Genomic DNA, 14,491 nt, shown 5'->3' on the forward strand with positions numbered 1-14,491 from the left:
CCGCTCAATTTTTTCCTAAATCGCGACTTTCAGACGCCTTCATAATTTGCTTGTAAGCAACAATGGTTTGACGCGCGATCGCGTCCCAGCTATATTTCTCGATAACTAGTTTTTTCGCTTTCATTCCCCTTTCTTGTCGAGAATCAACTTCCTCTATAGCACTTTTTATTGTCTTTGTCAAGGAATCAATATTACATTTTGTTACCCAACCAGCCTCAGCTTCTTGTACTTCTTGCCAAATATGCACCTGGTCGGAGATTACCACCGGAGTTGCCGCCGCCATCGCCTCAGCCACGGCAATTCCGAAATTTTCGTAATAAGAAGGCAAAACAAACAAATCGGCGTCCTGAAGCAAACCTAGCTTCTTTTCGCCAGTAACAAAACCTGTAATTGTTGTCCAATTTGCTAATTGTGAAGCTTTAATTTGTTCGCGAATTTTCCTTTCGTAATCTGGATTTTGTGGGTTTCCCCCCGCTAACACAAAATGAAAATCAACACCTTCTCTTAACAACCTTTCTAAAGCAGGAATTAATAAATCTAAACCCTTTTTCGGGTCAAGGCGAGACATATACAAAATTAACGGTTTTTCCGCCGCAATTCCTAACTGCTTGCGCGTAGTTCCTAACTCTGGTAAATTAGGCGGTAATTCCACACCCAAAGGAATTACTAAATCCCGCGTTTGTGCGCCAAAACGTTCCGAAATTTGCCTTTCTTGTTCGCTAGTAAAATGAACCGCAGCCGCATTAGCTAAATTAGGTTTTTCTAACAATTGACCGTAAATTTGCTTTAACTGACGTTTCTTTTGTAAATCGGCTGGGTCAAGAGTACCCAAAGGACGCATTATATAAGGTAACTTTTTGATTCTTGCCACGGTTGCCGCCGCCGTACTTATCGGCGAAAATAAAGCATGAATATGGGCAAGATTGTAAGCTTTAGCATTATTAGCTAACCAGCCTAACAAATCGAGAGAAAACTTATAGCGACGGAAAGGAGAACAACGGAAATAAATAATTTTATATCCATCTTGGGAAAGCGGTTGCTGAAGCGGTACATCTAAAGGAGGTTGTCCCGCATCGCCATTAGAATTAGTAGTTAGTAGCGTCACCTCGACACCTTCAGCAGCTAAGGCTTTTGATAGTCCCAATACCATTTGACTCGGACCGCCATAAACCAGAGAAACTGAAGGAACAATTTGTAAAACACGCATTTTAATTAGCTAAAATAAACAATTTTTGTAGGAGATTATTTTGACTCCAATAACTCCTGGTAAAATTCTAACTGTTGTTTTGCCAAAGCTTGATTCGTATATTGTGCCATTACTTTTTGATAACCCAATTCTGCTAATTTTTCCCTTAATTCTGGCTGGGATAATAGCGACTTGAGACAATTTGCTAGCGCCTCTGCATCTGCCTCTGGAAAGATTAAACCAGCCTCACCAATCACGTTCGGAATTTCGCCAGAGTCAGAACCAATGACAGGTACTTTACAAGCCATTGCTTCGATTAAAACATGACCGAATTGTTCTTTCCATCCCGCCGCAGTTAAGGTTTTAAATTTGTAGGTAGTTTCTGAGGGTAAGACGAGGACATTCATCAAGTTGATATAGCGAGGAACTTCATCGTGAGGGACGCTTTCGACTAAAATTAGTCGGTCTTTTATTCCTGCTTCTTTAGCTGTAGCGAGAATGGTTGCTTTTAAATCTCCTCTTCCTAATAAAAGCAATTTCCAGTTTAATTCTTTTAAAGTAGTTAAAGCTTTTAGTAGCGTGAGAATGCCTTTTTCTTCAACAAAGCGTCCGACAAAACCAATGATAAAATCGTCCTGTGTAATTCCTAATTGAGAAGCTAATTCTGGTTGAGGACGAGGGGCAAATAATTGTTGATCTACGCCTAACTGAGGCATGATTTTGGCTTTTCCTTGATAGCCATGTTCTCGCAATACTTCTAAGCCATCTTGATTGCCGATAATTAAGCCGTCAGTGTTGTTTAAGTTATAAGCTTCTAGCCAATTAATGGGAAATTTAGATGTGTAAGGTAAATTCCACCAAGTAAAGAAGACATTTTTGGCTTTTAAATTTAGCAATTTATTCAGGGTAATTAATTGGGCATAACTCAAGGCTTTGGCGCCTTGTTCTGCTTGAACAATTTGCGGTTTGAATTGACGCAATAAGCTAATTAAGTCAGCGCCAAATGTAAGTAAGCCTTGATTATTTTCACTAAAATTACTTACGGGAACTATACGAAAATTGCCTTCAGTTTGGGGTTTGGTTTCAATAATTTTATTTTGGACGCCACCAGGTCGCCAGCGTTTTGGGACAACTATTGTCACCTCAAGCTTTGGGTTAAAATTAGCTAATTTTTTCAGCTTTTCGCAGTTGAGGTCAACGATATAAGTATGACTAGCAACAAGAATTTTCATGACTATTTCGTGGTTAAACATTCACTTTAGTTGCTGTGTTTGGGGTAGTTATTTCTGTGTCTTGACGAGTGTAAACTTGTCCGTCATCCCAAAGAGATTTAATTCGGGTATTCACAGCATTGAGGAAACCCAAACTGTAGAAAATTCCGCGAGTAATAATTTTGATTGGGGAACCGCTTTTATTGCAGGGAGGATTACCTAAAACGTGACAATCAAAAAGTTTTGCATAAAGGCGCAATTGTTGAGAGAAAGTCAGATTTTTTAGCGCCATGAGGAAATGATTGTGATAAAAGGTAAACTGATATTGTAGCGATCGCGTATCGATATCGTGACAGCCGCCAGTCATTTCTCCCAAATGAACTAAATTCGCTTCGGGGTCATACCAAACGTGATAGCCTGTTTTCCGCAATCTTAAGCAAAAATCTGACTCTTCGCGAACAGCCGAACCGCGAAATCTTTCATCAAACCAAACCCCATGCTGGGTAAAAATCTCCTTACGGTAAGACATATTACAACCTCGCGCCGAAATTACACGCTGCGGCTTGACCGTATGCACCAAATCGAGATAATACCAAGCAATACCTGGGTCCATCGCTTCCGGTGGTAAATCTTCAATTTGGAACTTATTTCCAGAGTCAGCCAATTTCATGCGGTCAAAAACTCGTCCCGCTACCGCACCAACTTCTTTGCGGACATAATGACGAGCATGAGAGTGCAGATAACCTGACGGCAATTGAACATCATCATCAATAAACAGAATAACCTCACCGCGCGATCGCCGCACGCCATAATTTCTCGCCCCAGGTAAACTCGCCCAATTCACGCGAAACCAGCTAATTTTCCCACTATTCGCCAGTTCTGCTAAGAATTTCTCTGTTTCTGGTTCGTGATTAGCTGTTTGGTCTACCACTAACACTTCAAAATCAGGGTAGTCTTGCTGAAGTAGATCGCAAATGCTGTCTCTTAGCGCCGCTTCCCGTCCGTAAGTTGGAATAATTACCGAAATTGCAGGCAAATTCATAACGAGATTAAATGTAGATTATCTAAATTTCTACTGACAAAAAATAACCTAATAACCGAGCAATTGCTGAACTTTAATTTCTGCTCCTAATTTATTTTACTCCTAACGACGAGAACTTCTTGACAAACTACGCCGCCCATTTTTTTTACCTGCTTTAGTTTCTAACTCTGGATTTTCTTGTGCTGCTTTCAGTTTGGCTTCTTGTTCTTGCTTATCTATTTCCGGCAATTTATAAATTACCCCAGCGAAAAACCAGTAATAAACTGCTACTGGGTCTGTATCTAAAGGATACCAGTAAGGGAAATAACTAATAATCAAAAGAAACACCCAATAAGAAGAAGCGAAACTGCGTAAAGTCTTTTCCTTGATGCTCTGGCGAGACTGAAAAGCAACTACCATTAAATGAGTCACAAAAATCAAAAAACCTAGCAAACCAAACCAGCCCATTTCATAAAGAATTTTCGGGTGAAAAGTTTCTACTAAAACAGTTTTACCAAAAATGCGCGTGGAATTTGTCGCTGTTCCTAATCCTCTCCCAAAGATTCCTTCTTGTTCCTTAATTGCCCAACCAAATTGTTCTTCAATAAATTTGGTCGGAGGAGAAGCTTGCCAGCGAGTAACAAAACTATCAATTCTTTCTTGTACCACTGTGGGGTTACTTACCATGACCCCAAATAGCAAAATTCCTAAGCCAATCCCAATCGGCAAAAAGCGTTTTAAATTAGTGATTTGTCCGGTTAGAATTAGTAAAAATACTGTCACCACTGGCACTAAGGCAAGAGCAATTCTTTGTCCCGAAATAACCGCATTAATAAATACTAATGCCATGCCAACCAAACCAGTAATTCGCCAGACATTTTTCGGGTCGCAAAAAGCTACGGTAAAAGTCAGGGCGCTATTAGGAATTAGAAACCAAGCCCAGTGCCAAGGAGAGGGTAAAGTTCCTGGCAAACGAATTTGGTTTTCGGAAGGGCTAAAAGTTAAAGAACCACCAACAAAACATTTGGCTTCAATACTAGCTGTAAACAGGTCAACTCCTGTGGCATTGCGCGTTCCTTCACATCTGCCACTATCAAGCATCCAATACTGAACTATTCCTAACAAACAGCAAATAATTGCTAGTATCAAATGTAGGCGAGCGAGAAAAAGTAACTGCTTTTTATTTTCAATTAAATAATAAGCGCAGAAAATGAGAGGAACGTAACCAAGCAAGACTTTTAAGCCGAGAATTCCTTGGGGAAAAGGATTTCCTTTGGCTTCACCAGAAAGTTGTAAGGGTAGGTTAACTAAAAATAGTGTCAGCAGCGAAAAACCCAGGAGAAGCCACAGGGTAGTAAGCAGCTTTTTCGGCACCATAAAAGGTTGCTTTTTTTGCTTACATTCTTGCATTAATCCCAGCATAGCGGGAATGAAAAAAGCATCTTTTGCTAGAGAAAAAATAGCATTCCCGCCCATAATTTGGTACTGAACTGTACCAGAAAAAGGTAAATAAATGAGGAAAAACCATAGTGCTTGGCGGGGATAAACATAGGATAAAACTAAACAAGGAATTCCGGCTGCTATAGCTGCGCCAATGAGAGGTTTGACGGCAAAAGCTAAAGGTAAACCAACAGCAATACCAAAAAAAAGAGAACCACTAACTAAACTAATTAGCTTTTTTCGCGTCTCTTGCGCTTGCCGTTTTTTAGCTAGCTGTTCTTTGAGACTGAGAGGTGGTTGCTCTGATTGTTTTTTTCCTTTTTGAGATTTTTTCTTTTTTTTAGATTTGAGCATAGAAGCTTGTTTAAGCTGTCCTTCCTCTCGATTGTGGCACAAGAATTGTTAAGCTTTTGGAAAAATGGGGCAACCACGGGGGGTTGCCCCTACTACAATTAACCGACGAGGTGGGTTTGGACTGCGCTGACGAGTTTGGTAGTCCAATAGTTAGCAACTTCGACTTCAGCCGCTTCTACCATGACGCGGATGACGGGTTCGGTTCCAGAGGCGCGGACTAAGATGCGTCCTTGGTTTCCCATTGCTGTTTCAGCTTGCGCGATCGCCTTTTGCAATTCTAGACATTCTTGCCAGTTACGGCGGGTTTCTCTGTCTTCGACGCGCACGTTTCGCAACAATTGAGGATAAGGTGTAAAGCTTTCGGCTACTAAGTCGGCGAGGGAAACTCCTGACTGGCGGACTAAACAAGCTAAATGTAATGCGGTTTGAATGCCATCTCCGGTGATGCTGTAGTGATGACAGAGAATGTGTCCTGACTGTTCGCCTCCTAGTTTCGCACCTGTACTGCACATTTGGGCGTGAACGTGGCGATCGCCGACTGGAGTTCGGATCATTTTACCACCACGCTCTTGCCATGCTCGCTCAAAACCTAAATTTGCCATCACGGTCGCAATAATTAAATTCTCTGGCAGTTTTCCGGCGGCTTGCAAGCTCTGACCCCAAAAATAAAGAATGTAGTCGCCGTCAATCACATTGCCACAACTATCGACTGCCATTGCGCGATCGGCATCGCCATCAAAAGCAAAACCTAAATCGGCTGAATACAGCTTGACAGCCTCTTTCAGCACATCTAAGTGCGTCGAGCCACAATTGACATTAATTTGATTTCCATCGGGTTCTTCGTGCAAACAGATGACTTCTGCGCCCAAAGCTTGGAAGAGCTGCGGCGCTAACCGAGCAGAAGCTCCCCAAGCCAGATCTAGGACAATTTTCATACCCTGCAAATTTACATCCACGGGGAGCGATCGCTGCAAAAAGTTCGCATAATCTTGCACTAACAACTGTCTTTGATAAGACTTACCCCACTTCAGTGCCGAATTAGTCGAATCTTCCCTTCCTCTGATTCCTGCTTCAATTTCTTGTTGTAAAGCTAGTTCTAGCTTTGTGCCATCACTGCCAAAAATCTTAATCCCATTATCTTCTGGCGGGTTGTGGCTAGCGGAAATCATAATTCCTCCCACCGCATCCGTAATGCTAGTCAGATACGCTACACAAGGAGTCGGACATAATCCCAAATTCCAAACTTCTAAGCCTGCTGAAGTCAAACCAGCCGCTAAAGCATTAGCCAACATATCGCTAGAATTCCGCGAATCTTGCCCTAAAATCATCGGACCTAACTGGGGAGCCTTAGCTTGCAACACCTTACCAGCCCAAAAACCCACTTGCAATGCCAAAGGCGCATTCAGTAACTCTCCCGCCTTACCACGAATACCATCAGTACCAAACAACGCCGACTTCGGTAAAGCCGTCAAATAACTCAAAGGAGTCGCTTTTACGGATGCAGTTTGACGCAAAACATCTACACGAGTGACCTCCTGAGTCCGGATAGGAGATTTAACCATAACTTAAATATTCCTCACACAACACACTCACAGTGGAGGATAACATTTTCAGCCGAATTTGTTCTCCCCAGTGTGATTAATAGCCTTTATCTATTTTTAGCCGCAAATTTCACTTTACTCCGGACTAGAGATCTTAAGAGTTATATACTTGGTTGCGAAACTGGGCTACTTGTTTTCGCCTTGCGTCCAAAGGGAGAATCTTGATATTTGCTCGGCTAATAACCCAAGTTTTCCTTTTCAGAAAACTTTAGCCACCTTTATATCACTGGCTGGACTTCGCACCATCAATTAACCATTGATTAGTATTTTCATCCCAAACTAACCGAAATCTTACTAAATTAGGATTCGAGACCCTCCCCGATTTCAGATAATAACGTAAACGAGCATCTACTTCAGCAACTTCTACTCCTTCATTTACTAATCTGACATCTTCTATATCAACGAAATCTACTGTTGTCCACCAACCTGTATAAGATTGATAGCCTTGAGGATGAACTTGGCTATTGTTTTGAAAATTAGTTGTAAATTTACTCCAACTTGTTTGATAATCCTCTTGATTAATAATTGCATAATAGTCTTGTAATGCCTGTTTGGGTGACGGTTTAGCTAAGGATTTAGCAGGATTTCCCGTGTTAGGATTATTCGGTTGATTAACTAGAGGATTATTGGGATTTGCGGTATTTACATTGCTAGAATTATCTGGTGGTGTCGTCAAAGTGTCACGATCGCTATTAGTGGAAGAAGTAACATGAGAAGAATTAGTAGGGGCAGGAGAATTTTCTGTTGAAGAAATTACCGTATTCGGTTCGGGATCGCGTGTCAAAGCATAACCGATAACTACGGAAGCACCAATAATCCCTCCAGCAATCAAACTACCGAAAAGTAAACTATTATTTTGATTATTAGAAACAGGCAGTTGAACTGGCGAAACTGGTTGAGCTTGTTGCTGTCTTCCGGCTGGGGAGACGACTAAAGTTTCTTCGGTTTCAGGTACGGGTGAAGCTAGGGGAATTGTCGGTGCTATTGGTGTTACTGGGATTGGCGACTGTAATGCTTGGAGCATAGCTTGGGCGCTAGGGTAGCGATCGCGCGGATGTGACATCACTGCTTTAGTTAAAATGTTAGCCAAAATTTGGCTTACTTGGGGCGCAAATTGTTGCCATAATACCTCTCCCGTATGAGGATCGCTAGTTAACTGCTGAGGAGTTTTTCCTGTTAGTAAATAAATGGCGGTTAAGCCTAAACTAAACAGATCGCTGGAATATAAAGGTCGTCCGGCTGCTTGTTCGGAAGGCATAAATCCTGGTGTCCCAACTACAATCGAAGCGGTACTATTTCCTTGGGAATTTACTACTGTTCCCATTGCTTCTTTCACTGCCCCAAAATCAATTAAAACAGGCAAGCTATCGGAGGAACGAATAATAATATTCTCTGGCTTAATATCTCGATGAACAATTTTTTTACTATGAACATAACCAAGAACTGGTAAAATTTTAACTAAAATATCTTTAACGACATTTTCACTCAAATTACCCTGATTTTGCACCAATTTAGTTAGGGTTTCTCCGGCAATATATTCCTGAACTAAATAAAATTGTCCGCCTTCGGAAAAATAAGCAAAAAGATCGGGGATTTGCGAATTCCCGCGACCAAGTTCTTCTAAAATGGCAGCTTCTCTGGCAAAACGTTCTTGAATCAACTGATACATTTGGGGATTATTACTTATCGGTTTCAGTTGTTTGATAACACAACGACGACGCGAAGGCATATAAGTGTCTTCAGCGAGGAAAGTTTCGCCAAAGCCACCACTGCCTAAAGTGTTAATTATTTGATAGCGATTGTTTAAAATTGTAGTCATAATTAAAAATTATTTTTGTCAAGTAAACTAAATGATTCTTAATATTTTGGGAAAACCTGAAGATTGTTACTTAATTTTACCTAGCAAAACTTCGCTCAAATTTCCAAATCTGCTCTTGGGGATTCCAAGTAAGAATAACTCGCCGAGACTCAGGAGAAGTTTTCCCATTTTTCAGATAGTAGTTCACCTGATAATCGATGATAGCATTTTTGTTATTTTCCTCTATAATTTGCACTGTTTCCAGCTCGGCAAAATCTACTGTTTCCCACCAATTTTTATAAGTAGTATAACCTTCAGGGAAGACTTGACGATTGCTTTGAAACTGCGGCGAAAGCCGATGCCAAGCAGTTTGATAATCGCCACTATTAATTAAACTAAATTGCTGTTGAATCGCTTGTTTTGGCGATGAGCGATCTCCCAAATTTTCATCATTTAAACTAACTAAATTTGCTGACTGAGGAGATGCGTCTGTAATCCATCTTAAGTTATTTTCATTTTGATATTGTAAAATATAAGCAGCATTCTCTTGTTCTAATTGAGAAAGTAAATTCACCGGAAATTCTTCTGGAGAATAACGGGGATCGTACCAAGTTTGACTATTAAAATAAGTTTGTAATTCTTGAGATTGAAACCTCCGCCCATGACGAGCAAAAATTGAATTACGCATGATATCTAATTCAAAAGCAGTTTTACCAACCAGATCGGCATCAGTAACTCGTCTTTCAGCTAACCAAACATAGGAACTATCTTGAGTTGGGGAAGGCGCGATCGCTGGGGGATCGTTCTCAATTTCCGCAGGGATTGCAGGCGTTTCATGAGTTACAATGGGTTCAATAAGTGAATGCTTCTCCTGATTAATTGCCAAAGCAATAATCGCGGCTGCGCCAATCAAACCACTAGCGATTAAACCACCAAACATCAAATTACTATTAGGCTTATTTTGAGGAGTTGGTGGCAGAGAAGGAACAGTTTCCGGTATTGGTTTTCGCGTCCCTGGCGAAATCGGAATTGTCGGTGTTGTAGCTGCTTTTCGCAACTGCAAAGCTTGTAACATCGCTTGCGCAGTCGGATAGCGATCGCGTGGATGAGACATCACTGCTTTAGTTAAAATCTCGGCAAAATTCGGACTAACTTGTAAAGCAAATTGCCGCCAAATAACCTCACCAGTTTCGGGATTACTTTCTAACTCCTGGGGCATTTTACCAGTTAATAAATAAATCGCAGTTAAACCCAAACTATACAGATCGCTAGAATACAAAGGTCGTCCCGCCGCTTGTTCCGAAGGCATAAATCCAGGCGTACCAATAATAATACTACTGGTAGCATTTCCTTGAGAATTAACCACAGTTCCCATCGCTTCCCGCACTGCACCAAAATCAATTAGCACAGGTAAACGATCGGCAGCACGTAAAATAATATTATCCGGTTTAATATCGCGATGTACGATTCGTTTACTATGAATGTAATCTAAAATCTGTAAACATTTAATTAAAATTTCTTCAACGTAACTTTCGCTTAAACTTCCCTGTTTTTTCAACAAATCAGTCAGCGTTTCCCCATCAACAAATTCTTGCACCAAATAAAACTCTCCCCCAGACTCAAAATAAGCATACAAACGGGGAATTTGCCGATTAGCATCGCCTAACTCTTCTAAAATCGCCGCTTCCCGCGCAAATCGCTCTTTAACTAACTCATACACCTGGGGATTGTTATTGATAGGCAAAAGCCGCTTAATCACGCACTTGCGAGCAGAAGGCATTTGAGTATCTTCTGCGAGGAAAGTTTCGCCAAATCCGCCACTTCCCAAAGTACGGAGAATCCGATAGCGATCGTTTAATAGCTGAGGTATCATCGGCTTAAGAGGATATTTTTCTCGAAAATAACACAAAAAAATACCGACTACATCCTCACTTCTAGCTTTGACTAGCTAAGATAGCTCGAATTCGCTCTTTAAATAAACTTACTGCTGACCTTTGACCAATTCTATCACTTTATGCAAAAAAACAGTAATTTTAGTAATTTGCAAATGCCAAGAAAATTACAGTCTTTCCACATCATCTAAAAGCCATTCTTCCCTTTGATTATCCCAGATAAAATTAAAACGCAAACTTTGATTAATAGTTTTACCACTATTAAGTAAATAACGCAATTCACTATCTACAGTAGCAAAATCTCCACTTTCTCCTACTACGTCTAAATCGAGAATATCTACTCGTCTAACTTGCGTCCACCAGTCAGTAAAAGATTTATAACCTTCGGGGTGTTGTTCTGCATCATTTTGTGATTCAGGAGTTCGTAAATCCCACGCTTCTCGATACTGTTGGTTATTGATTGCTTCGTAGTAATTAATTAATGCACTTTGTGAGGAAGGTTTAGCTACAGGTGAGGGATTTTGTGATTGAATGGGAGTAGGATTATCTGGAGAATCTGGAACATTTGGAGGAAATAATTCGTCAGAAAATAAAGCAAAAGCAACGACAACTACAACTCCGACAAAACCACCAATAATTAAACTACTTATCAATCCTTTATTACTTTTTTGCGGAGAAGGAGAAGGCGATGGAGATGGGGAAAACTTCTGTTGTTGCTGTTGATAACTAATAGTTTTTTGACTCGATCTAGGCGAACCTTGCAAAGCTGCAAGCATTTCATCAGCAGTGTAATATCTTTCTTTCGGATGAGACATTACAGCCTTATTCAAAACCGCAGCGAAACTATCACTAATCTGCGGTGCATATTGTTGCCAAATCACCTCTCCAGTTTGCGGATCGCTAGTTAAATCTTGAGGAATTTTTCCAGTCAGTAAATAGATTGCAGTTAAGCCCAAACTATACAAATCGCTAGAATATAAAGGTCGTCCTGCTGCCTGTTCCGAAGGCATAAATCCGGGCGTACCAATCACAATTGAACTGGTATAATTACCTTGAGAAGAAAGAGTAGTTCCCATTGCTTCGCGAACTGCACCAAAATCGATCAATACAGGAACGCGATCGCTAGAACGAATAATGATATTATCTGGTTTAATATCCCGGTGGACAATCTGCTGACCGTGAACGTAATCAAGGACAGGTAAAATACTAATTAAAATTTCTTTAACGGTACTTTCGCTAAGTTTTCCTTGCTTTTGTACCAGTTGAGTAAGAGTATCACCTTCAATCCATTCTTGAACTAAATAAAATTGTCCTCCTTCAGATAAATAAGCATATAACTTAGGAATTTGCGAATTTGCTTCACCTAACTTTTCTAAAATTGCTGCTTCTCTAGCAAAACGTTCTTGGACTAACTGATATAATTCCGGATTATTATTAGCAGGTTTAAGCTGTTTAATCACACAAAGGCGAGAAGAAGGCATTTGGGTATCTTCAGCGAGAAAAGTTTCGCTAAAGCCACCACTTCCCAGAGTACGAATAACATGATAGCGATTGTTTAAGAGTTGGAGTGTCACAAGCTATTCCTCAATTATGGCGCGATCGCGGATATTAACTAGACTAACGCACCCCCGAAAAGATTCTAATTCTTATACTATCCTAACTACTGCCTGTTAAACTTAAATTATTGCTGTCTGTTTAACATAAGTTTCACCCTCACCAGCACAATTAATCCTATGGTTACGACTTCTTTAATTTTAAATTTAGATGCCGTTCATCTTACTGACGAGCAATTTTATCAGCTTTGCCAAAATAACCGGGATCTCAAATTTGAAAAAACTAGCAATGGAGAACTAATTGTTATGCCGCCCACAGGGGGAAATACAGGTAGATATAACCTCAAAATTACTCAACAATTAGCTAACTGGTCGGATCTAGATCGAACTGGTGTTGCTTTTGATTCTTCTACAGGTTTTCAACTACCTAACGGTGCATATCGTTCGCCGGATGCGGCTTGGATTTCATTGGCAAAATGGAACCGTCTGAGTCCAGAACAACAAGATAAATTTCCCCCAATTTGTCCTGACTTTGTAATCGAATTACGTTCTCCTAGTGATTCCTTGAAATCTCTACAAGAAAAAATGCAAGAATATCTTGATAATGGCACGCTTTTAGGATGGTTAATTAATCGCCAAAATCGAGAAGTCGAAATTTATAGATTCCGGCAAGCTAAGGAACTCCTTAACTCGCCAAGAACTTTGTCTGGAGAAGATATCTTACCCAATTTTGTTCTCAATCTTGAAGCAATTTGGCGTTAATTATCATTAATCTCTACCACCGCAGCCTTACCTTGAGTACCATAACGGTTAACCGCAGAAACAGCTACAATTGAAGCATCAGAATCGATAAGATAAGCCGTCTCTATTCTTGGTAAAATTTCTGTTGTCCACTGCTGTCCTTTTTTCATTTGTACTACCCACAACCAAACGTCTTCTTCCTCTGAAGAACGCCAAGTTAATTTAATTTTTTCACGACGATCTGGTCTAACTACAACTCCCGCTTCTGTTTCACAAGCAGGAGGAATTTCCCTTCCCCATTCGATCGATGGAGATGAAGAACTATTTGGACAAACTAGAGGTGCTTGAAACTCTCCTTCCGCAGCTACAATTGGTTGAGCAGGTAGCCGATTTTCCAACCACGGTGAGGCAGGAACTAACGCCGGATTAGCATAAACTTCATTCGCTAATTTTGTCGTAATTTCGCCCCGATTTTCGAGCAAACTTTTCATACTAAAATGAATATTTCCCGTTGCTCCTAACTCTTTTCTTGTTTCCTCAATTTGCGCAATAATTTCTTCAGCTTGCCAACCTAACTCAGAAGTATTACTAACTCTACCCGTGTAGTTTCCTACCCATAGATGTCTATCTTGGATATTTTGCTCGCTCCACCAAGATAACAAAACCGGATAACTTTGTTCTGGTTGGTCAATTTTCCAATACAATTGCGGTGCAAAATAATCTACCCAACCATTAGCTAACCATTTACGAGAATCAGCATAAAGTTGTTGATAAGCATCTAAACCTTTGATTTGTTCGGGATTTCCTGGTCGCCAAATACCAAAAGGACTAATACCAAATTTGACCCAAGGTTTTACCGCTTTAATTCCTTCATAAAGACGCTGGACAAACATATTATTATTTTCTCGTCGCCAGTCATCTTTTGTTAATGTACCTCCCGATTCCAAATATTTTTGCCAGCTTTCTTCATCCGGAAAATAGCGGTCTGCACCGTAAGGATAAAAATAATCATCGAGGTGAACGCCGTCAATATCGTAGCGGCGAACTACATCCATAATTACTTTAATTGAATAATCTTGAACTTCCGGTTCTCCCGGATCGAGCCAAAGATATTTACCATGTTCTTTAACTAAATGAGGACGAGTTTGACTAATATGATTCGCAGAAATTGGTGAAGTGGCTTTCTCGTGATATGCTCGGTATGGGTTGAACCAGGCGTGTAACTCTAAACCTCGCTTATGCGCCTCCTCTACTGCAAATGCTAGGGGATCGTAGTAGGGAGTAGGCGCTTTTCCCATCTCTCCTGTCAAAGATTCAGACCAAGGTTCGTAGGGAGAGTCGTAAAGTGCGTCAGCCGCAGGGCGTACTTGAAAAACCACTGCATTTAAGTTAAGTTCGGCGGCGCGATCGAGAATTTCAATTAATTCTGCTTGCTGTTGTTGGCTGGTTAAACCTGCTTTTGAGGGCCAGTCAATGTTAATGACTGTTGCTACCCAAACGCCACGAAATTCTCTTTCTGGAGGTGGTGGAATAACTTCCGATGAGAGAAGAGAAATTTGTTTTGTATCCGATGGTTTGGAAAATAGTTGTGTTGCTTGGTTAACGGCTAAATTAAACAGGATTGAGGTAAAAATTACACTACCTGCAACTAAACTACCGAATAAAAAGTTTTTTCTACGCATAAGTATGAATTC

Annotated in this window: 10 protein-coding genes; 1 reads left to right on the forward strand and 9 read right to left on the reverse strand. The window is 40.6% G+C overall.

Annotation, left to right across the window (positions count from 1 at the left end; translation table 11 throughout):
- Positions 1-4 precede the first annotated feature (4 nt).
- The 8 genes from hpsP to G3T18_RS00135 all read right to left on the reverse strand — a co-directional run bounded on the left by hpsP (position 5) and on the right by G3T18_RS00135 (position 12,077).
- Positions 5-1,207 (reverse strand): hormogonium polysaccharide biosynthesis glycosyltransferase HpsP, encoded by a 1,203-nt coding sequence (gene hpsP, locus G3T18_RS00100; RefSeq protein ID WP_224408473.1) that lies wholly within the window; start codon positions 1,205-1,207, stop codon positions 5-7.
- Between the two features lie 35 nt (positions 1,208-1,242).
- The gene (gene hpsO, locus G3T18_RS00105; protein ID WP_224408474.1) at positions 1,243-2,418 is read right to left on the reverse strand and encodes a hormogonium polysaccharide biosynthesis glycosyltransferase HpsO; all 1,176 of its coding nucleotides are present in this window, start codon (positions 2,416-2,418) and stop codon (positions 1,243-1,245) included.
- Between the two features lie 13 nt (positions 2,419-2,431).
- Positions 2,432-3,439 (reverse strand): hormogonium polysaccharide biosynthesis glycosyltransferase HpsN, encoded by a 1,008-nt coding sequence (gene hpsN / locus G3T18_RS00110; RefSeq protein ID WP_224408475.1) that lies wholly within the window; start codon positions 3,437-3,439, stop codon positions 2,432-2,434.
- Positions 3,440-3,541: 102 nt separating this feature from the next.
- On the reverse strand, positions 3,542-5,212 hold the full coding sequence (gene hpsL / locus G3T18_RS00115) for a hormogonium polysaccharide biosynthesis protein HpsL (RefSeq protein WP_224408476.1): 1,671 nt from the start codon (positions 5,210-5,212) through the stop codon (positions 3,542-3,544).
- A 98-nt stretch (positions 5,213-5,310) separates the two neighbouring features.
- On the reverse strand, positions 5,311-6,774 hold the full coding sequence (gene glmM / locus G3T18_RS00120; RefSeq protein WP_224408477.1) for a phosphoglucosamine mutase: 1,464 nt from the start codon (positions 6,772-6,774) through the stop codon (positions 5,311-5,313).
- Positions 6,775-7,036: 262 nt separating this feature from the next.
- Complete coding sequence (locus tag G3T18_RS00125) at positions 7,037-8,632, reverse strand: protein kinase domain-containing protein (protein ID WP_224408478.1); 1,596 nt, start codon at positions 8,630-8,632, stop codon at positions 7,037-7,039.
- A gap of 76 nt (positions 8,633-8,708) precedes the next feature.
- Positions 8,709-10,484, reverse strand: coding sequence for a protein kinase domain-containing protein (locus G3T18_RS00130; RefSeq protein WP_224408479.1), 1,776 nt, complete (start codon positions 10,482-10,484; stop codon positions 8,709-8,711).
- Between the two features lie 186 nt (positions 10,485-10,670).
- Positions 10,671-12,077: a protein kinase domain-containing protein gene (locus G3T18_RS00135; RefSeq protein WP_224408480.1), complete on the reverse strand. Its 1,407-nt coding sequence runs from the start codon at positions 12,075-12,077 to the stop codon at positions 10,671-10,673.
- A gap of 159 nt (positions 12,078-12,236) precedes the next feature.
- Here G3T18_RS00135 and G3T18_RS00140 point away from each other — a divergent pair, with 159 nt between their 5' ends.
- Positions 12,237-12,818 (forward strand): Uma2 family endonuclease, encoded by a 582-nt coding sequence (locus G3T18_RS00140; RefSeq protein WP_224408481.1) that lies wholly within the window; start codon positions 12,237-12,239, stop codon positions 12,816-12,818.
- On the opposite strand, the gene G3T18_RS00145 is transcribed toward G3T18_RS00140, so the two are convergent.
- Positions 12,815-14,479 carry a glycoside hydrolase family 10 protein gene (locus tag G3T18_RS00145; RefSeq protein ID WP_224408482.1) on the reverse strand — a complete coding sequence of 555 codons (1,665 nt, stop codon included), beginning with the start codon at positions 14,477-14,479 and terminating at the stop codon, positions 12,815-12,817. The genes G3T18_RS00140 and G3T18_RS00145 overlap by 4 nt on opposite strands.
- Between the last annotated feature and the right edge of the window lie 12 nt (positions 14,480-14,491).

The organism is Oscillatoria salina IIICB1 (genome assembly GCF_020144665.1).
GTDB lineage: Bacteria > Cyanobacteriota > Cyanobacteriia > Cyanobacteriales > SIO1D9 > IIICB1.

What these genes read in the sequence shown, in the direction of transcription:
- hpsP (WP_224408473.1), bottom strand. Translation starts at nt 1,207, where the DNA reads ATGCGTGTTTTACAAATTGTTCCTTCAGTTTCTCTGGTTTATGGCGGT.
- hpsO (WP_224408474.1), bottom strand. Translation starts at nt 2,418, where the DNA reads ATGAAAATTCTTGTTGCTAGTCATACTTATATCGTTGACCTCAACTGC.
- hpsN (WP_224408475.1), bottom strand. Translation starts at nt 3,439, where the DNA reads ATGAATTTGCCTGCAATTTCGGTAATTATTCCAACTTACGGACGGGAA.
- hpsL (WP_224408476.1), bottom strand. Translation starts at nt 5,212, where the DNA reads ATGCTCAAATCTAAAAAAAAGAAAAAATCTCAAAAAGGAAAAAAACAA.
- glmM (WP_224408477.1), bottom strand. Translation starts at nt 6,774, where the DNA reads ATGGTTAAATCTCCTATCCGGACTCAGGAGGTCACTCGTGTAGATGTT.
- G3T18_RS00125 (WP_224408478.1), bottom strand. Translation starts at nt 8,632, where the DNA reads ATGACTACAATTTTAAACAATCGCTATCAAATAATTAACACTTTAGGC.
- G3T18_RS00130 (WP_224408479.1), bottom strand. Translation starts at nt 10,484, where the DNA reads ATGATACCTCAGCTATTAAACGATCGCTATCGGATTCTCCGTACTTTG.
- G3T18_RS00140 (WP_224408481.1), top strand. Translation starts at nt 12,237, where the DNA reads ATGGTTACGACTTCTTTAATTTTAAATTTAGATGCCGTTCATCTTACT.
- G3T18_RS00145 (WP_224408482.1), bottom strand. Translation starts at nt 14,479, where the DNA reads ATGCGTAGAAAAAACTTTTTATTCGGTAGTTTAGTTGCAGGTAGTGTA.